Raw genomic sequence first — 19,786 nt, 5'->3', positions numbered from 1 at the left:
AAAATTTACAGAAAAGTAAACAATAATTCCTGGTGTTTACATAGTGTGCACCATTAAATGAAAAAGGAGGCATTTCAATTGAAGAAGATAATTGCATTTTCACTGGTTTTTATGATGCTGCTTTCCTTCTCTGGACTGGCATCAGCTGCAGAAAACACTGGTACTAAGAAAGACATCGTTGATACTGCTGTACAAGCTGGGGATTTTAAGATCCTGGCAGCTGCTTTGGAGAAAGCGGGACTGGTTGATACGCTTAAAGGTGAAGGACCATTCACAGTTTTTGCTCCAACAGATGCGGCTTTCAACAAGCTTCTGACGGAATTGAACATTACGGCAGAACAGTTATTGGCAAGAAAGGATCTGAAGGATATTTTGCTTTATCACGTTGTTCAGGGTAAAGTCATGTCTTCAGATTTGAAGGATGGAATGAAGGCAAAAACACTCGCAGAAAAAGATGTGACAATTTCACTTAACCCTGTTAAAGTCAATGATGCCACTGTGGTAACACCTGACATTGCTGCTTCCAATGGTGTAATCCATGTCATTGATCGTGTATTATTGCCGAAATAGATCTGAGAAGAGACTGAAATCCCCTCGGGGTTTCAGTCTTTTTTATGCCTTCTTTTCACGTAGTTTCAAGATGATCCAGCTGAGAACAGCCTGTCACAAAATGTTCGAAATTAGAGGAAAATTTGTTTTTTTTATATCTGTTTTTTTTTAGGAAGGTTGAAAAGAGTGTTTTAAGAAGGTATTTGTGACATAAATCACAAACAAAAGTCTTACGCCAGGTTCGAAAATTGAGCAGCATATTTTATCTTGTCTTCCCGCTACTGTCAATGGTATGAAAGCAGGCTGACTTATCAAAATCAGGCCTTTGAAAGAACGGAGCGAGTGTGATGGTGAAAAATGATTTTACAATAATCAGACAACATGCCTATAATGAATCTCGGGGTGAGAAATATGACAGATATTGGCGTATTAACCAGAATTATGGGCTCGGCATACAATCAATTTGGTAAAAAAGTACTAGTCACTCAGCTGCGATATGCGACTTTGGAAGCGATATTTGAAGTGGATGAGGAAGTTCAGAGAAAGCTGGATCCAAAAAGGCGGGTGGAGATCAGAGAGTTTATCATCCAATCGCTTGAAGAAGGCAAAGATTTTTACTTTTCCCCATTTGTGTTTTCGGCCAGAGGCGCGATTCGCCAAACGGAGGATGGATGGGAACTGACTCCCGGAAGCAAGCTTTACATCATTGATGGACAGCATCGCAGCGCGAGTTTCTCATCTGCCATAAGCCATCTTAAATCCAGAAAAGAATCAGCGGAGGAAACAGGCAGGCTGGATGAAGCCATTATCCTGCAGACCTATATTGAGAGAGTGAAAGAATATCCCGTTGCCATGCAGGTATTCCTGAATTTGACAACAACACAGGAGAGGCAGCTTTTTACTGATATAAATACGGAAAGAAGAGATGCTCATATCGGGCAGGTTATGCTCTATGATCAGCGTGACCAATATACGGAGATGACAAGAACCGTAGCAGCAAAGCTTCAGCCTATCTTTGAAATAGAACAAAACCTTTCCAGAATTTCCGTTCACAACTCCGCACTTACATCGTTAGCCACCATGAGGAGATGTATCATTGCCTTATTTGAAGGTATTTTAACAGTAAAAAAAGGTACCCCGTATTATAGATGCAACCCGAAGGAAGCAGAAGAGATCGCAATCGAATTTTTTCAGATATGGCAGCAGATTTTCCCGAAGAAAAGCGCCAATAGACTTAAATTTGTAAGCGGTTACTCAGGGGTGCAAATTGCTCTTGCCTATTGTGCCAATCAGCTGACCAGGACTCATAACTTATCCTACAAAGAATCTATACACGAACTCAAACACTTAAAATTCGAGTGCAGCTGGAAGCACGATGATCCGTTGTTCCGTCACCTGTTTGACCCGGCGGCTTCGAAAATTAAAGGCCATTCAGCCACGAGAAAAATCCAGCAGACCTCATTGGAATTCAAAAAGAAAATCGTACAGGGAGGGCTGAAGCCGTGATTGTTCATGATATTTTCACTAAGCGGCAGGCTTTTATAGCGCTGCCTGTTTCCGAACTGGTCAAAATGCATAAAGAAAAAAAGCTTATTCTGAGAGACACGAATCAGCTTCAGGTCAGACGGATTAAAAAGTATATCTTCTCGAATGCTGCAGGAGGAGAAATATATATGCCGCCGCTGGTTGCCGCAGCAGAAGAGGGGATGTTAGGAGGGCAAACGCCAGGCGGATTAAGAATTGTAGATGGGTCACACCGGATGAAAGCCCTGCTTCAGCTTGAGGATCAAATTTTCATGAGTATGAAAAGTGAGAAGGACGAAGAAATCCGGAATGCTTATTATCTTCAATATCTGCTGGAGAAGACAGAGATCTCTATTCAGGTCCTTGAAGGACTCTCCATGGATGAGGAAAACCAGCTTTTTATTGATTTAAACACAAAAGGGAAACAGGTGGCATTGTCCAAGCGAATCGCCTATGATTCGAGAGACCGTTTAAACGGGATGACAAACCGGATTCTTCAATCCAATGCCAAGCTGATAGAAGCAGGTGTGGAAACTGAAAAAAGGGCTATTATTCGGCCGGCTAATAAAAAGTTCCTTTCACTTTCCCAGCTGCGCTTGCTTGTGGCCACTTTACTGGCAGGCAAGCTGTTAAACAGATCGGATGAATGGAAGGAGATTGCCGGGGGAGAGGATGAAGCTTATAAGGATATCGTAAATTCCTGGTTTGATAAACTCTTCAACTTTAAATCTCCTAAAAGAATCGGAAACTATCACGAAACCATGCTGGCGAGCTTTCCGCTTATTCAGGCCATATCCTTATACGCTATGAAAGACTGGGGATATCAATCACTGTCAGTCAAAAAAGAAAGTCTGATTGAACGAATGGATAGCTTAAAAGAAGTGAACTGGAGCAGCACGAATCCGGAGTGGAGAAGATTTGACGGAGTTGCAAGAGGAGAATTCTTTTACCTTGATAAAAGCAAGAGAAATATAGAGAAGATTGCCTATTGGCTGGAGACGAAAAGGAGGTGAGCATGATGTAACAGCATAAAAAAACCCTCAGGCGGGTCCGGGAAGACGATAGCCTGAGAGTCTAGTTGAGATGGAGTATACCAGCTCATAAGTTAGTATACTCCTTAATTTACATTTTTTAAATAGTGAAGTATAAGGGAGGATATTAATTACAATGAATGCATTACTAATACGGGAGTATATCATCATACCGGAAACGAAATCAATCAGGGCCCATTATAACGAAGTAGGTGAATGCTGCAGTTTGGTTTTGGAAGGGAATTATACGTTTATGGTAAACAAGAAACCGATTGAGATCATAGATGAAAGCATCAATTATTATGGCTTTGATCTGAATGGTGCATCGAGCGGTTCGAAAACCATACTTGGACCCTGCAGATCTGCCCCTGTAAGAATTCCGGGTGGGATGGACATGTATTGGTTTTCTCATACATCGCCTGGCCACGATGAGTGTGTGTGGTTTGCGCTTCATCATGTGGATGCCATCATGCCAGAGGGCTATAATACCTCAAACGTTTATGTGAGTGGCGGTCATTGTTTTAAACTGAATGCGGCTGAAAAAGAGGTCTCTATGAAATATGACCGGACAGAGATACTGGCATCAAGAATATCCAAACGAAAGGAAAACACTTTCAGCTTTATTATGGAAAGAACCACCGATACATACTCGGTTAAAAAAGGGAAGCGTAACTATATCATTGAAAGGAAGAAAGAGTAGCATCAGACAGCGTCTTTTGAAGGCTTAAGGGTGCCTGTCCAGCATAGCAGTAATGGGGATAGGCACTTTCTAATACAGTAGATTGATAAGCTGATACTATCCAGGCTAAGATCTCTTTGATGTTGTCTAATTCGACATAGTTCCTGATATAATGATAAGAGAAGGAGGTGAGAAAGGTGGAAAAAGTACTGAATTTAATCCTGAACAAGCTTGAATCATTAGATCATAAAGTGGGTTCCATGGACAAAAGGCTGGATACACTGGACCAAAAGGTCAGCTCGATGGATAAAAGGCTGGACGCACTGGACCAAAAGGTCAGCTCGATGGATAAAAGGCTGGACACACTGGACCAAAAAGTCAACTCTATGGATAAGAGGCTGACAGCGGACCTAAAACGGCATGAGGATCTTATCCAGCAATTGATTCATAGTGTCGCTAGCTCAAATGTTAAAATGAATGAAATGAATGAAAAATTGTCTGCTATTGATGCTAAAGCAGATCAGGCTATTGAACAGATTGCTGATCTTAAAGAATCAGCGGCATCTAAGCATGATCTTGCTTATTATGATCAGAAGATTTCAGAGCACTCCCGGCAGATTTATAAGCTGAACAATCAGTAATCCTCCAGAAGAACACTTCGCATTATCTTCATCTTCACTATTGGATCCAAATCAGGCACCTGACCTCATGCATTGGACTAAGAGGACAGGTGTTTTCATTTTTCTAACCCACCCCACTAAAAATTTAACAGGGCAGCGTCGTACAATTAATGTAGGAAGAGGATGACATAACTCAGAGGGAGATATCATACATGAAAAACCTGACTATATTTACCGCCTCAGCTGCAAAGCCAAATATCATCGTGAATTCTGCTGATGATGCACACCAAAATGAACCTCCGGCAGGCTGGAGCATTTCAGCCGAGAACCCTGAAGATATCATCCATGGATTCTCTCAATTAAAAATCATGAAAGAATACAAGCTAAGAGGCTATCAATATTTCAGCGGCAGAAACGGAAATGGGGTGGTGTGGGCGATTCCAGCAGCAGTGGAGCTTCCTGATCCTGATCTTTGCGGCCGGTTGGATGACTTTTTCCTCAGTCCGCCTAAACCTCAGTTCGCATTGGATGACTTTATGGAGGCGATCGATGGGGACAGGTCACCTTTATCCTATCTGCAGGCGGCGATTGCTTTGCATGAGCTTTATGAATTTGGGGCGATATGGCATGGCTGTTCATGGGGACAGGATCGGATATTGCCTTATACGGATGATTACAGAGAAGAGATGCGTTCAGATATAGACGAGCGGAATCCGCGAATAGAAGACTACTTAAATTTTATTCACCCGTGGGATGACCTGAAGGAAATTCCGGATATCCTAAATCCTCATTTTTTCTATAAAAATGGAAAACCGGTAATCATTTTTTATACGATTAATGATATCGGCTATTACAAATTAAACCGGTACATCCATACCTTTGAAAAGGAATCCTATATCCAGAAGGTAAAACGTGAAGAAATTGGCTCAGGTCCAGGGGGAATTATTTTCTGATTGAAATGAAACAAAGATGTCACGATTATAAGCCCCATTACCATGCAAATAATGTTAGAATCAACAGGGAGGACTAAGCGGCAGGCAAGGTTCTCTTTTCTTTTTGCAGAGAGTTTATCAGCATTGGGATTTTTCAGAAATCATTGAGCATCAACTCCTGTTATAATAGGTGTATAATGAGTATTGGTGTATAGAGAAAGAGAGAATAATTAAAAGGGGAAGAATTGATCATGAAAGAGGAAGAAACCCTGAAGACGCAGGGACGGCCTTTATCAAAGATCCTCGCACTGACAGTCAAAACAGGGATTATTAAATCCAATCTAATCCCGATGTTTGCAGGATTAACACTGGCCTTATATACGTATGACTTCGGCCTTCTGGAGAAGCTGCCCGAAATTCTGCTGGCCTTTATAGGCTCGAGCCTTGTAATGGGGGCAGCAGGGGCTTTTAATAATTTATATGACCGTGATATCGATTCGATCATGAAGCGGACTCAAAGCCGACCAACTGTTACAGGGGAAATCAAGCCAAAGCAGGTATTGTGGCTTGCAAGCCTCATGTCTGTGTTTGGAATTCTCGCTCTTACCTTCACGACTCCGTTAGCGGGGCTGCTTGGATTTTTGGGGCTGTTTTTTTATGTGGTCCCTTACACGATGTGGAGCAAACGAAGAACCATTTATAACACGGAGGTCGGAAGCATTTCAGGTGCGATGCCGCCTCTTATCGGCTGGGCTGCCATCCATCCGGATATCACGCACCCTGCCATCCTAGGGCTGTTCATCATCACCATCATCTGGCAAATGCCGCACTTTTATGCGATTGCGATAAGGAAGCATGATGAATATAAAGCGGCGAATGTGCCGATGCTGCCTGTTGTTAAAGGCGTCAGAAGGACATATATCCAGACGAATGTTTATTTAGTTATTCTGATCGGGATCAGCTTTCTGTTAGGTTCCTTAAGCACCGGCCTTATGCTCGTAGCTTTACTCCTCGGGATTGCCTGGCTGGCACTCAGTATCTACGGCTATAAACGGATGGATCCTGAAAAATGGGCAAAATCACTGTTCATCTTCTCGCTTGTCCATATGACAGTTCTTTTTTCGACGGTGATTATTTATTCGATTATGGGGATTATTTTTAATTTGTAAAAAACAGACACACTGGACAATCAGTGTGTCTGTTCTTGTTTAAGAGGTGATTCTTGATTTGCGGATTCCATCATAAATACTGATTCCTGCATAAATGATGAAAATAATGATGATGCTGCTGAGCAGCCAGCTCTTCAATTGGGCGGCTGATATTGCAAATAAATCGGTCATGTATGCAATAAATTCTGCCTGGAGCAAATTTGGGTTCAGCAGAATGAAGATGAATACGATGGTGGCAAACAGTTCAAGGATGGTGTTGAAGATCGCCATTCTTTTCGTCCATTGGCCAATGATGAGTTTGTAGAGAGCGAGTCCCGCTTCAAGCGCTATGATGACTACCACAATAGGCCAATATCCGAGCAGCACATCCTGGTTAACCGCGGGAATCTTAAATTCCAGTCCTTCACCTCCGCCTCTATAGACACCCATCAGCCGGTCGGCATAAAAGTAAAGGGTTGCCCAAATGGCAGTCCACATTAAGCTTCCGAACACCTCGAACTTGGAAATGGCTTTTTTCTTCGGAATATACGTAATGCTTTTCAAATCCTCCGGAGTCCACGGTTTTAAGCTGGGTGATAAAGGATGCTGCTCTTTTCCTTTATCCATCCTTTCAATTACGGCGAATACAATCGTCAGCCAGAAAAATACCTGGACGGCCACTTCCATGAGTCTCCAAATTCCGTAGCCCATTAAATCGAGTATGGCATTGATGATGGTAACGTCGCGGCTAAAATTAAAAATAAACTCGGCAGCAAGTGAAATCAATGAAATCGCTGCGGCAATCGGCAGGATCATTTTTAACAGTGATACATATACATCGAAATAGCGCGGTCCTATCAGGTGCATCGGCTGATCCCGGTATCCGGCCGCCAGGGCTGCGGGACTGCCCAATTTGCTGAGGACATCCTTCACATCTTCCTCATTGTAATCATCCGGAAGCATATCCCCGATTGTTGACTGAAGCTCGAGTGCGATATCCGCACGGCTCTTTTCAGGCAGCCTCCGGGTCACTTCCTGTATATATATTTCAATTAAATTCATCTTCCTCATCCCCCTTTAACAGCCCGAAAAGCTGTTTGGAATTCTTAATCCATTCTTGTTTCAGCTGCAGAAATGTTTCCAGACCCATTTCGCTTAAAACATAATACTTGCGCGGCCGGCTTTCCGTATGATCCCAGCTGCTCGTGACAAGCTCCTGTTTTTCCAGACGCCGCAGCAATGGATATAATGTGCTCTGATCAATATTGATGCCGGAGTCCTCCAATAGCTGAACCAGTGAATACCCATACTGCGGTGTCCGAAGCTGGCTCAGCACAGCCAGCGTCAATGTCCCTCTGCGCAGTTCAGTTGTTAACGAATTCAGCAGCGTGCTCATTCAATCACCTCGCTCCATATACTATATGTCATACACTATATGGTTTATACTATGTATCATACAGTATGAATGTGATAATAATCTACTGCTTATTGTACTTTTTTTGGCACTGTTTTGATAAGCAGATGTGCAGTGCAGCCACTTCCTTTTGTAATCCAGGTGGGCTAAGTCTTCATTTTTTAAACATCGGGACAATGGTCTGTCCAAATGAATATTTAGAAATATGATAGTTATTAAGGAGGTGATAGTATGTTTACTTTAGGAAAATGCTGGTGGTGTGAACTTCTTCCTTCAGCTTGTGAGGGATGTGCCTGCAGCATTTTAAGGAATGCGAGAGAAGGGCAGGAGTTTTTGATTTTGCTGAAAGGTACTGCGGAATTTTTAGCTTTAGATCCTGGTCAAACCCTTCAGCCCACTGCCTTTTCTTTTGTCCGGTTTAAAGAAGGGACGTGCTGCGCAATCTTTACCTTCTCCCAGCAGCCGGCAGTGGCACCTGTTCCAGCAGAAAGAGAATTTATCATTGATTGCCGAAGCATTGCTGCTCTTTCTCCATTGACAACTCCTTGCTAAATTGAAGAGGAAATTGTGATCATCAGGTTACCCTGTAATCTGCATGTGGTCCGCTTTCTTTTTTGCTGGAGTGCATCAGCATGAGAGTAAAAAAACATTGGGTTATCCAATGTTTTTTTTGTAATTTAATGCTGTTTATCCATTGCCAGCTTTAATCCGAAACCGATTAACACAACACCTGTAGCTTTATCCATAACTCTTTGAACCTTTGGGGACATGAGCCAATCCCGCAGGTAATTGATGAAGAATACGTATAGGAAAAACCAGGATATGCTTAGCAGTGTGTATATAATTCCCATAATGATCAGCTGCTGCTGTGCGTTTTCGCCTGCCTTCACAAATTGCGGCAGAAAGGTTAAGAAAAACATCGCAACTTTTGGATTGAGCACGTTAGAAAGGAGTCCCTGTTTAAAGGCAGACTTTTTTATATCGGTTTTTACTTCAGTTTCTATATCAGAATTCTTCTTCTTTTTCAAAGAGATGAATGAAGATAACCCAAGGTAAATCAAATAAACCGCCCCGGCATATTTAATGACTTCAAATGCTGCAGCAGACTGCATTAAAATGGCTGATAGGCCAAAAGCAGCCGAAAAGGTATGCACTAAAGAACCTGCTGTAATGCCCAGCCCCATTTTATAGCCATCTGTCCTTCCGTCTGAAATCGTCCTCTTTGTTATAAGGGCAGTATCAATCCCTGGACTCATGACCACAAACAAAGAAAGAATTAAAAACGTAAAGAAATCATTCATTTTTTTCACTCCTTGCCCATGTGATAAAAGAGGATGAACATATTTAAATATAATTTAACACATGGTAAAACTATTTTGTTCAAAAAATTTAAAAAATTAAAGGGCTGGTCCCGACAGAAAAAACTTGAACCTAACGTAATGTTTTATAGTGTTCTTAACAGTGAGAAAGAGGAAGGAAGCATGAAATAGAGAATATAATTGTTAAGACACTGATTTATGACAAACATGTCCGTTTAATTTTTATTGATAATACTGCTTTCAGAATGTTCATAGCCTTACAATTTTTTATAAGGGGGAGAAGAGGGTAAAGGGATTCTTCTTCTCCCCTGCACTGAACACACAATGAATCTTAACCGCTATTAATCTTCTGTAATCGTAATAATTACTTTTCCTTGAGCGTGACCTTCTTCAAAATATCTAAAAGCTTTGTCCACTTCACTTAATTTAAATGATCGATCAATGACCGGCTTTACTTTTCCGGCTTCAATAAGTTCGCTCATGTAAATCAGGTCTTCCTGATTTTGCCTCTGCAGCATGCTGCTCATTTTCTTATTCCCTGTGAATGAAATCCAGGGCCCCATGACCATCGCCTGTGTGAATTGTGCTCCTGAACCTCCGGAAAGTACATAAGTTCCATTTGATTTTAAAGCCCGCTTATAAGCTGAAATGGGCTGATATCCGTTAACAGCCAGAATCAAATCATACTTCTCTGTCCTTTTGGCGAAATCCTCTTTTTTATAATCGATGGCATGATCTGCTCCAAGAGTCCGCAAAATGTCTAAGTTTCTTGTACTGCATATACCGGTAACCTCAGCACCGAATGATTTGGCGATTTGTACGGCGAAAGTACCCACACCCCCTGACGCCCCATAAATCAAGACGTTTTGTCCTGCTTGAATGTTTCCTTTGTTCCTTAATGCCTGAAGTGCTGTGACTCCCGCCATAGGAACTGCGGCTGCCTCCTTGAAGGTAAGATTGGCTGGTTTTATGGCCAGGGCCTTTTCAGGGACAGATACATATTCAGCAAAACCGCCCCAGCCGCAGCCTGAAAGGTCTCCGTACACATTATCGCCTGGCTGGAACTGTGTGACGCCTCTGCCGACTGCTTCCACCTGACCAGCGATGTCACCTCCTGGTACCGTGTGTTTTGGTTTGAGAAGCCCGTAGGCAAAGCGTGCCAGGTATGGTTTTCCTTTTAAAAGAACAAGATTCCCATAATTCACAGATGCTGCGTGAACCTTGACGAGTACCTCTTGATCCCTGGGCATTGGTTTATCTAAATCTGTCAATCTAAGATTATCTGGCGATCCGTATTTTTGATACACAATTGCTTTCAGAAAAAATCCCTCCTAATTTTCCAGGTAACGCATAATTTTAAAAGTATATCTTTTAATTCTATTCCGGGACAAAATATTCAAGACTATAATCCTTCTTTTGCTGAAGATGAAGGACTGTATAGGTTAATAAAGTCCGTTTTTTAAAATATTTAAAATATTCCTTTACAGGAATATTCCTGACAGTGTATATTATAATCATGGAAAGTTAAAATTAAGGAATCGGGGGTGGGATATACAATAGAAATGGAGAAAGTCAACAAAATCACGCTGGGAGATGATACAACATGAACGGGCAAATTTTCAGTGCACTGGCTGAGCCCAACCGCCTGGATATCATTGACCTGCTGCTGGAAGGAGCGCTTCCGGTGGGGGATATCGCAAAAAAACTTGAGTTGAACCAGCCTCAAACTTCCAAGCATCTTCGCGTTCTTTGTGACGCAGGCCTCGTCGAAGTTCAGCCGATCGCCAACCGCCGTATTTATAAAATCAGGCCTGAACCGTTTCAGGAACTGGATAGGTGGCTTGATTCCTATCGCCGATTATGGGAAGACAGGATGGATAGGCTGGATGATTACCTTAACGTATTGCAGGGCAAAAAACCTTTGAATTGATAAATAAGCTCAGGCAAGGTCTGTCCCTAGAGTTGCAGACGGTTTTTCAAATACAGCTTCTAATGGAGGAGTAATAATGTCAAATAATGCAATGCTTTCAAGAGTTGAAGATGAACGGGTGCTGGTATTGGAACGCGTATTCGATGCACCGCGAGAGCTTGTCTTTAGAATGTTTAAAGAGCCGGAACACCTGAAACACTGGTGGGGCCCGAGAGGCTGGGAGCTCCCGGTTTGCAGCGTTGACTTCAGACCTGGTGGAGTATGGCATTATTGCATGAAGTGTGTCGATCGGAATCAGGGCCAATTCTATGGCATGGAATCCTGGGGCAAGGGGATATACAAGGAGATTAGCGAGCCGGAGAGGATCAGCTATACTGACTATTTTTCCGATGCTGAAGGGACTATTAATGAGGATATGCCCTCTACTGAAGTGACTCTGGAATTTGTGGATGTGGACGGAAAAACCAAATTAATTAACCGTGGAGAATATGTATCTGCAGAAGCGCTCCAGTCCGTAATGGAAATGGGTATGCTGCAGGGTATTACAGATACTTGGAATCGTCTGGAAGAACATTTGAACGAAATCAAATAACCAAATTTAACATACAGAGGCAAGAGTGGCTGCAAATTTATAAATTAAAAATGGCGTTGATCCTAGAAGGATTAACGCTTATTTATGAATTACGCTTGTAGGTGCAACCGATAATCAAAGTTCCCTTTTGATGTGGATTTTTTTTATTCACTAAAGGGTGAGTAAAAAAATCGTCTTGACTATTTAGGAGGGAGGAACAATTGGCAATTCGAGATTGAGTCTTGATGAAGTCAATATATGATCTATTTGAAAACTAAAGACAAGGGCTTGTTTAGAATTATTTTTTATAACCTTTAGGTGTTGAAAACGATAAAGACTAGCGCGAAATGCAGCACGCTATTTATCTAAGATCAGATTTGATTTGGCATCGTTTCTATTTATGAGGCGTCCTCTGGATATAAATACTTTTTCTCGAAAACTGAAGTAAACGCCATCTGCATTGATAATTATATATTTTTGCTAGGTTTTGTACTATTTTCTTTTATTTTGGTTCCAAGCTATATCTTGGAAAGTTGTTTTGTTTTTAAAATGGCAAATATCCAATGTAAGAGCTTATTTACACAAGCAATAACAGCTACTTTAAAAGGTTTTCCTTCTTCACTTTTTTTATCATAGAACTCTCGTAATTTCTTATTTCGAGGAATAATCTCATCGCTTGTTTTGCTCTTACGACAGTCACGAATCGCACAACGAACAGCAATATATTAGGCGTGACAAAGCCTGCTAGATCTTCTTTTCGTGATTCGGTTTTGGGTGGCTGTAAACTTACTCTATTTCCCCAATTTCTGAAATAATCGTTGCAGAGATCTTTTCTCAGATATCTAAGATAGATTTGATAATATTATATTCTTCAACTTCTTTTGCGAGGGCATCTATCTCTGACTCTAACTTGGATAGGTGCTCTTTGTATTGAAGAATGATGGTTATATACATACCAAGACTCAAAATATGACGCTGATACAAAGTCTTTTCAAACGGATTTCGGTTTGCGGCAGCTTTGAGTTGAATAGCTTTTTCATAATTACCTGATTCTACTCCTAAAAGTTGTCGCACGTACCTTTTAATAATCGTGAAATATCCGTATAGAATACGGTATATCAAAAAATATAATTAAGTTAGCATTTCTTATAACTTTTGCCTGCCCAGTGATGATTATGAACACCCTCGATAATCCATCTATTCGTACTAACCTATTGATTTAAATATTTATCTCTGTCTTCATTAGTTCTTCTTATAGAATATTCAATCTTCAAATAGTGTCACTAAATCTATTAATAGATATAAGTTGTGGAAGTATTGTTTAGATAATATTTGCTTCTTTATAACTCGTGTATATTTCTATATTGCTTTGTAAGAAGGGTTTCCCCACATTTTAGCGAATTTTTATGTAGTTAAGCACTTTAAAGGAGGAATCTCTTTGGATCTTCGAACAGTATTTGAATATTCTATTGAAAGACATCCTCAAAAGGTTGCCATTATAGACGGGGATAGAAGGTATACATACCGGCAGCTGGGTTTAGAGGTTAACAGTGTAGCCTCTTCCTTACATAGACTCGGTGTTAATAAAAATGACCGAATAGCTGTGCTTTTGAAAAACCGTTTTGAAACAGTGGTTATATTCTGGGCCATTCAAAAACTTGGTGCTATATTTGCAGGAATAAATGTTAGACAATCCCAAGAAATCGTTCATTATTGTTTAAGTGATTTAGAGTCGAAATTTGTTATCTACGATGTTTCGACTGAGTATTTAATTAACAAAAAAAGGTTCATGGAACGGCCAGTATTTATAAATATAGATGGAAATGGCGGGGATATTAATTATGAGGAACTAAAAAAACAAGAATCTTACGACTTTAATCCCAATCAAATCAATGAAAATGATTTAGCCGTCATCTTATATACCTCTGGTACAACAGGTAATCCAAAGGGTGTTCCACGTTCACATCAAAATGAATATGCAGCTGCTTTTGCCCATATCTTCCAATGTCATTATGAGTGGCATGATTCCACATTAGGGGTAGTACCCCTGTATCACACAATGGGATTGCGCTCCCTGCTTAGTATGGTGCTGTTAAATGGTACCTTCATCATTCTTCGGGATTTCGACTCTTATGAGGCTATTCAATTAATAGAACAAGAAAATATAAATAGTCTATATCTGCTCCCTAATATGTATCATGATATGGCAACATTGCCTGAAGCGAATAAATCGAATTTTAATGAATTGCGTACTATTGTGTATGCAGGAGCTCCTATGACAAGCAAATTAATTGGCTTATGTATGGAAGTTTTCCGTCCCAAGTATTTTATTAACCACTATGGCAGTACAGAAATTTACACCTATTCCTATTGTGATCATATCTCGGAAAAGCCTGGATGTGTTGGGAAGCCAGGCATCCATCAAAATTTAAGGATTATAGAACCTGATATCAGCCGATCCAAGACACCTGCTGACACCGTTAAGGATGGAGAAATAGGTGAAATTATTGTTCATATCGGCTCCCCTGAATCGTTTAAAGGGTATTGGAATAAACCGGATCATACGAAAAGAAGTGTGATTCAAAATTGGTTTTACACAGGGGATTTAGGATACAAAGATGAAGATGGAGATATGTTTGTGGTAGGACGCCTGGATGAAATGATTCTTCACGCTGGAGATAATATATATCCTATAGAGGTCGAATCTATACTTTTAGAACATGAGAAGGTTCAGGAAGCTGTTGTGGTTGGGGAAGATGATGAACGCTGGGGACAAGTGGTGGTTGCATTTATCGTGCCAAGTGATCCATCTTTGACCGTTGATGAATTGGATTTATTTTGCAAAAGACACCCTAAATTATCAAACTATAAACGGCCGAGAAAATATATCTTTCAAGCATCCTTTCCAAAAACGGCTGTAGGAAAAATAATGCGTAAAAAAATAAAGTCGAATTATTAAAGATAGAGAGGACTTTCAAAATTTTATCATAAAAGCAATATTTTAAACATGAAATAGGCAGGAGGCTTGAAATGCCCAATATGCTAATTGTAGATGATGAATACGAAAGCCGTTATTTCCTTCGTGAGTTTATCGCTTCCAGTGAATATCATTATTTTTCTGTACATGAAGCAGAAACGTATGAAAAAGGACTGTTATTGCTTAAACAGCTAAAGCCTTCCATCCTCATAGTTGAGATCTCCTTGCCGGGCAACAATGGTTTCGAACTGGGAAAAGAAGCAAAGCGGTGGGATCCGGAAATTTCTGTAATAATCTATACTCAGCTAAAAATATTTGAATATGTCCAAAGTGCTATTAATCTAGGATTTTCAGCATTTTTGCTAAAACCTGTATCAAGAAGTGAAATCAAACAGGCTTTTGAGCGAATAATTGTCCATAGTCTATCGACGGAGACAAACCGTTTTATTGGAAAGCGGGAAGATACCGCAAATGTCGATCTTGCCCATCCAATAGAATCATCTATTCAATATATTCAGAGTCATTTTAAAAACCCTATTACACTAAATCAGGTTGCGGATTCAGTCTATTTAAGCCCTTCCCATTTTAGCCGTTTATTCAAGGAAGAAATGGGTGTAACCTTTATCGAGTATTTAACTGCATATAGAATTGAGCAATCGAAGTCATTGCTCAAAATGACCTCTTTACCTATTGAGGTAATCGCCCATCAAATAGGCTTTACTAGCTCTGGGTATTTTGCAACGACCTTTAAAAAAAGCGAACGCTGTACACCATCTGAATATAGAAGTCTTTTTATAAATTAAATAATGGATAATTAATATAAGGATAAGTCCCATTTCGGGATTTATCCTTTTTTAATAATATTTTAAAAGTTCAATTGCAAATATATTAAAACCTTAAAATTATGAATCTTTTTATAATTCAATTAACACATTCAAAGGAGCGAAGGAGCTTTGATTATAAGTGAACTTAAGAGATGCATTCGAAATAATGAAAAAGCAATCCTAGCAACTATCATTGATAAAAAGGGTTCTTCCTATCGCCAAGTTGGGGCAAAAAGCCTCATTTGCTCAGATGGAACTGCCTATGGTGTACTTAGCGGTGGGTGCATTGAGCAAGACTTGCTTGAACATGCAAGGGATGTATTTGAGACAGGTGAACCAAAACAGATTATTTATGACCTAAGGAATGATGATAATGTGCCATGGGGGTTAGGTGTTGGGTGTAATGGCGTCATAACAGTTTTGCTTTCGCTTATAGATCCTGTAAATAATAGAGAATCAGCTGTAAAGCAATTCAAAGTGTTAAAACAGCAATCTCTAAGTAAGGAGCCATATCCAGTCTGTACAGTCATTAAATCAAGTAATCAGAATGCCCTTCTTCCAGGAACTATTCTGGAAAATATTGAGTTGCCCTTATTTAAGATTATGTCAAGCGGGATTCTGGAAAATTATTCAATGGAGGTGGATGGAAAAAAGGAAACCGTAACTTTATTTTTGGAAACGGTTACACCTACGCCTCATATCATCATTTTCGGAGCAGGACCAGATGCATCATCGTTAATAGATCAATTAAAGCTTTTACATTGGAGAATAACATTAGTGGATCATCGTCCAGGATATTTAAATAAGGACAACTTTCCTTACGCAGATGAATTGAACTTAGTGCCCCCGGGAGAGTTTCCGGAAGATTTAAATGCGAGTGAAAATTCTTATGCAATCATCATGACTCACCATTATGAACAAGACCTTGTTTATTTGAAGGGATTGCTCCAGCTGAATCTTAGCTATATAGGCCTATTAGGTCCGAAGAGAAGGTTCAATAATCTTAAAAAGGATCTTCAAGCACAAGGGTTCATGATACCTGCAAAAGCTGCTGAAAAGATATATTCACCTATAGGTCTTGATATAGGCTCTGAGACACCTGAGGAAATAGCACTGAGTATCGCAGCAGAAATTATGGGCCACAAAAATAAAACAAGCAGCCAATCGCTTAAATGGAAAAAGGATTCAATTCATCCTTCAAATCCTGCTTCAAATGAAAGATTAAAAGAATTGGTTCAATAGATGAAGATGGAAATCTGGAACATTGTCTTAGCGGCTGGTCATTCTACCAGGATGAAAGGAACTCATAAGTTACTTAAAAAGCTTGAAGAAGAAACAACAATCCTTAGATATACCGTCAAAAAGATTTCGGCTAACATGGCCAGTAAAACGTTGGTTGTATTGAATAGGGATTTTCCTGAATTGGAAAATGAAATCCGTGATTTGCCAGTATCCATTGTATGGAATCCTTGTCCGAAACTTGGAATTAGCAGTTCCCTAGCTGCAGCAATTGAAAGCTTGTCTCCTGCGTGTGAAGCTTTGTTGATAACATTAGCTGATCAGCCCGAGATAAAAGTAGAAGTAATGAACGAAGTAATTAAAAAGTATCTCATATCAAAAAATCCCTTAATTATTACTTCATATAGAGGGAAAATCAGGCACCCCATTTTATTTGGCGAAATGTATTTCAAGGAACTCTTGAACCTAAAGGGAGATCAGGGAGCAAAATTACTTATTAGTGCTAATAAAGAAAAGGCGCACATTTATTATGAGGATGAAGAAGCTCCGGAGGACATCGATACTATTAAAGATTATAGGAGACTATTAAAAAGGAGGAATGAAATTGACCTATGTAGGTAAGCCTGTGAAACGAATAGAGGATGCCAGGTTATTGTCCGGAGAAGGAACATTCATTGATGATCTTTCGCCATTGCCAAATATCCACAATGCTGCGATTCTTAGAAGCCCCCATGCACATGCCCGTATTAAAGCGATTTTTTCAGAAGAAGCGGCAAAAACACCAGGTGTAATTGGAGTAGTTGTTGGAGAACATGTAAAAGCTTTAACCAATCCTTTTCCAGTCGGCGTAAAGGCACCAATAAAATACTACCCCATTGCAGTAGATAAGGTCCGGTTTGTGGGAGAAGCTGTTGCAGTTGTTGTGGCTAAAGATCGTTATATTGCAGAAGATGCTCTCGCAAAGATAAAAGTCGAGTACGAACCGCTGAATCCTGTGGTCCAAATTGAAGATGCTCTTTCGTCTGAGTCAGCCGTTCTTCATGAAGAAGCAGGTACGAATATAGTTAATCATCGTGTATTCCAATACGGCAATGTCGAGGATTCATTTAAAAGTGCCGATTATATTATAAGTAAAAAGTTCACTTTTCCAAAGGTTAGCGCAACTCCTGTGGAAAATTATGGAGTAATCGCGAATTATACAAAAAGTGAAGGTGCTTATACCATTTGGTCAAACTTTCATGGACCTTTCACACTTCATTCCGTCATGACTGCTGCACTAAAGGTGCCGAGCAACAGACTGAGGATTATTACGCCAAAGGATATTGGCGGAAGCTACGGGATCAAATCAGGTGTATTTCCATACATGGTCTTAATGGGAGTAGTGTCAAGAATTTTGGGTGTACCCGTTAAATGGACGGAAGACAGACAAGAACACCTCATGGCAAGTTCCAGTGGTACAGATCGTGTAACGTGGATTGATGCAGCGGTAAAAAAAGATGGAACCATTCTTGGTTTGAAAATGAAATATGCGGATAGTGTTGGCGGATATATACGTGCACCCGAGCCTGCTTGTTTATATAGAACACACTCAAATTCAACTGGAGCCTATCGAATTCAAAACGTCAAAATGGAAGCGATTGCAGTCGTTACGAATAAAAGTCCCACGGGGCTCATAAGAGGCTATGGCGGTCCCCAGCACTATTTTCCGCTGGAAAGAATGATGCAGATCATTTCAGCTGAATTGGATCTGGATGTGATTGAAGTCATAAAGAAAAATTTAATTACGAGAGAAGAATTTCCCTATCATACAGCTTCAGGCGGGATATACGATAGCGGGGATTATCATAAAGCATTGCACCTTGCGCTTGAATCGATTGATTACGATAGCTTTAAAGAGAAACAAAAAGCAGCCTGGAAACAAGGGAAATATCTGGGGTTAGGGTTTGCTTGCATCGTTGAGCCATCCGGTTCGAATATGGGTTATGTGACCATTGCTTTGACGCCGGAAGAGAGAGCAAAATCATTGCCGAAATCAGGCTGTTCTGAAGGTGCAACGGTATCGATAGATCCAATGGGTGGAATCACAGTCCGGATCAGTACGGTACCATCTGGGCAAGGCCATGAAACAGTTACTTCCCAAATCGTTGCGGACGTTCTAGGTGTTGATCCTGCTTCTATCCGGGTCATTGCTGAATTGGATACGTTAACAAGCCCGTGGTCAGTAGCATCAGGCAGTTACTCCAGCAGGTTTGCCCCTATAGGGTCAAGTGCCGTTTATCAAGCAGCGCAAAAAGTAAGATTGAAACTGTTAGAAATCGCCAAAAGCCAATTAGATACAACAGTGGACGAATTGGTCATGGCAGAAGGGAGGGTATTTGCAGAAAAAAATCCTTCTAAGAGTATCTCCATTAAGAGATTAGTAGGTTTGGCACATTGGAATCCGCAAGGTCTTCCCGCTGGTATTGAACCAGGTATCCATGAATCTGCATTTTATACATTGTCTGCAGCGGAGTCCCCAAATGAATTGGATCTTGTTAATGGATCCGTCACCTATGGATTTGTTTTTGACGCTGTTCAAGTGGAAGTGGACATTGATACCGGTGAAGTGAAGATTCTTGACTATACCACGATCCATGACGCTGGGAGACTATTAAATCCAAATATTGTGGAAGGTCAAATAATGGGGGGGTTAGCTCATGGACTAGGAGCCGCACTTTATGAAGAACTTGCCTATGACGAAAGGGGGCAGTTTCTGACTGGAAGTTTTATGGACTACTTATGTCCTACGGCTACAGAAATCCCAAATGTGACCATAAAGCATATTGAAACACCTTCCCCCCTAACCCCTCTTGGAGCTAAAGGGTTAGGAGAAGGAAATACAATGAGTGCTCCGGTTGTCATCGCAAATGCGGTTACGGATGCGTTAAAACCATTTAATATATCAATTGATCAACTTCCTTTATCTCCAGATCGGATTTGGTCAAAAATTCATAATAAGAAAACGATACAAATCTAACTTAAGGAGGAAT

At 40.5% G+C, this 19,786-nt stretch carries 19 protein-coding genes and 1 pseudogene; 15 read left to right on the top strand and 5 right to left on the bottom strand.

Going from position 1 to position 19,786, the window contains the following annotated elements:
* The first annotated feature begins 78 nt into the window (after positions 1-78).
* The 7 genes from NAF01_RS14385 to cyoE all read left to right on the top strand — a co-directional run bounded on the left by NAF01_RS14385 (position 79) and on the right by cyoE (position 6,504).
* Positions 79-570: a fasciclin domain-containing protein gene (locus NAF01_RS14385; RefSeq protein ID WP_227887761.1), complete on the top strand. Its 492-nt coding sequence runs from the start codon at positions 79-81 to the stop codon at positions 568-570.
* Positions 571-960: 390 nt separating this feature from the next.
* Positions 961-2,055, top strand: coding sequence for a DNA sulfur modification protein DndB (locus NAF01_RS14380; RefSeq protein WP_250800617.1), 1,095 nt, complete (start codon positions 961-963; stop codon positions 2,053-2,055).
* Positions 2,052-3,086 carry a DNA sulfur modification protein DndB gene (locus NAF01_RS14375; protein WP_250800616.1) on the top strand — a complete coding sequence of 345 codons (1,035 nt, stop codon included), beginning with the start codon at positions 2,052-2,054 and terminating at the stop codon, positions 3,084-3,086. Before NAF01_RS14380 ends, NAF01_RS14375 begins: the two co-directional genes overlap by 4 nt.
* Positions 3,087-3,240: 154 nt before the next feature.
* Positions 3,241-3,804 (top strand): competence protein ComK, encoded by a 564-nt coding sequence (locus NAF01_RS14370; RefSeq protein ID WP_226617818.1) that lies wholly within the window; start codon positions 3,241-3,243, stop codon positions 3,802-3,804.
* Between the two features lie 176 nt (positions 3,805-3,980).
* Complete coding sequence (locus tag NAF01_RS14365; protein ID WP_250800615.1) at positions 3,981-4,424, top strand: hypothetical protein; 444 nt, start codon at positions 3,981-3,983, stop codon at positions 4,422-4,424.
* A 191-nt stretch (positions 4,425-4,615) separates the two neighbouring features.
* Positions 4,616-5,356, top strand: coding sequence for a hypothetical protein (locus tag NAF01_RS14360; RefSeq protein WP_250800614.1), 741 nt, complete (start codon positions 4,616-4,618; stop codon positions 5,354-5,356).
* A gap of 230 nt (positions 5,357-5,586) precedes the next feature.
* Complete coding sequence (gene cyoE / locus NAF01_RS14355) at positions 5,587-6,504, top strand: heme o synthase (RefSeq protein WP_250800613.1); 918 nt, start codon at positions 5,587-5,589, stop codon at positions 6,502-6,504.
* A gap of 39 nt (positions 6,505-6,543) precedes the next feature.
* Here the strand turns inward: cyoE and NAF01_RS14350 are convergent, their stop codons facing one another.
* Positions 6,544-7,545, bottom strand: coding sequence for an HAAS signaling domain-containing protein (locus tag NAF01_RS14350; protein WP_250800612.1), 1,002 nt, complete (start codon positions 7,543-7,545; stop codon positions 6,544-6,546).
* The gene (locus NAF01_RS14345; protein ID WP_250800611.1) at positions 7,532-7,879 is read right to left on the bottom strand and encodes a PadR family transcriptional regulator; all 348 of its coding nucleotides are present in this window, start codon (positions 7,877-7,879) and stop codon (positions 7,532-7,534) included. Before NAF01_RS14345 ends, NAF01_RS14350 begins: the two co-directional genes overlap by 14 nt.
* Before the next feature lie 249 nt (positions 7,880-8,128).
* On the opposite strand from NAF01_RS14345, the gene NAF01_RS14340 reads away from it, so the two are divergent.
* Complete coding sequence (locus NAF01_RS14340; protein WP_248347772.1) at positions 8,129-8,449, top strand: hypothetical protein; 321 nt, start codon at positions 8,129-8,131, stop codon at positions 8,447-8,449.
* A gap of 125 nt (positions 8,450-8,574) precedes the next feature.
* On the opposite strand, the gene NAF01_RS14335 is transcribed toward NAF01_RS14340, so the two are convergent.
* Together NAF01_RS14335 and NAF01_RS14330 are read right to left on the bottom strand one after the other, a co-directional pair.
* Positions 8,575-9,198, bottom strand: coding sequence for a LysE family translocator (locus NAF01_RS14335; protein ID WP_250800609.1), 624 nt, complete (start codon positions 9,196-9,198; stop codon positions 8,575-8,577).
* A gap of 359 nt (positions 9,199-9,557) precedes the next feature.
* Positions 9,558-10,535 (bottom strand): NAD(P)-dependent alcohol dehydrogenase, encoded by a 978-nt coding sequence (locus tag NAF01_RS14330; RefSeq protein ID WP_250802476.1) that lies wholly within the window; start codon positions 10,533-10,535, stop codon positions 9,558-9,560.
* Positions 10,536-10,819: 284 nt separating this feature from the next.
* Here NAF01_RS14330 and NAF01_RS14325 point away from each other — a divergent pair, with 284 nt between their 5' ends.
* The gene (locus NAF01_RS14325; RefSeq protein WP_250800606.1) at positions 10,820-11,146 is read left to right on the top strand and encodes an ArsR/SmtB family transcription factor; all 327 of its coding nucleotides are present in this window, start codon (positions 10,820-10,822) and stop codon (positions 11,144-11,146) included.
* A 76-nt stretch (positions 11,147-11,222) separates the two neighbouring features.
* Positions 11,223-11,738: an SRPBCC domain-containing protein gene (locus tag NAF01_RS14320; protein WP_250800604.1), complete on the top strand. Its 516-nt coding sequence runs from the start codon at positions 11,223-11,225 to the stop codon at positions 11,736-11,738.
* A 471-nt stretch (positions 11,739-12,209) separates the two neighbouring features.
* On the opposite strand, the pseudogene NAF01_RS14315 reads toward NAF01_RS14320, so the two are convergent.
* Positions 12,210-12,755 (bottom strand): annotated as a pseudogene (locus NAF01_RS14315) (IS110 family transposase); the annotation flags it as partial.
* A 400-nt stretch (positions 12,756-13,155) separates the two neighbouring features.
* Here NAF01_RS14315 and NAF01_RS14310 point away from each other — a divergent pair.
* From NAF01_RS14310 to NAF01_RS14290, 5 genes are all read left to right on the top strand, one after another.
* The gene (locus tag NAF01_RS14310; RefSeq protein WP_250800602.1) at positions 13,156-14,676 is read left to right on the top strand and encodes a class I adenylate-forming enzyme family protein; all 1,521 of its coding nucleotides are present in this window, start codon (positions 13,156-13,158) and stop codon (positions 14,674-14,676) included.
* A gap of 71 nt (positions 14,677-14,747) precedes the next feature.
* Complete coding sequence (locus NAF01_RS14305) at positions 14,748-15,497, top strand: helix-turn-helix transcriptional regulator (protein ID WP_222501604.1); 750 nt, start codon at positions 14,748-14,750, stop codon at positions 15,495-15,497.
* A 150-nt stretch (positions 15,498-15,647) separates the two neighbouring features.
* On the top strand, positions 15,648-16,760 hold the full coding sequence (locus tag NAF01_RS14300; RefSeq protein ID WP_250800600.1) for an XdhC family protein: 1,113 nt from the start codon (positions 15,648-15,650) through the stop codon (positions 16,758-16,760).
* On the top strand, positions 16,761-17,378 hold the full coding sequence (locus NAF01_RS14295) for a nucleotidyltransferase family protein (protein ID WP_250800599.1): 618 nt from the start codon (positions 16,761-16,763) through the stop codon (positions 17,376-17,378).
* On the top strand, positions 17,362-19,773 hold the full coding sequence (locus NAF01_RS14290; RefSeq protein WP_250800596.1) for a xanthine dehydrogenase family protein molybdopterin-binding subunit: 2,412 nt from the start codon (positions 17,362-17,364) through the stop codon (positions 19,771-19,773). The genes NAF01_RS14295 and NAF01_RS14290 overlap by 17 nt, the downstream gene beginning before the upstream one ends.
* The last annotated feature ends 13 nt before the right edge of the window (positions 19,774-19,786 follow it).

Source organism: Cytobacillus firmus (assembly GCF_023657595.1).
Classification (GTDB): domain Bacteria; phylum Bacillota; class Bacilli; order Bacillales; family Cytobacillaceae; genus Cytobacillus; species Cytobacillus firmus_B.
This window is presented reverse-complemented; position numbering and strand designations above follow the sequence as displayed.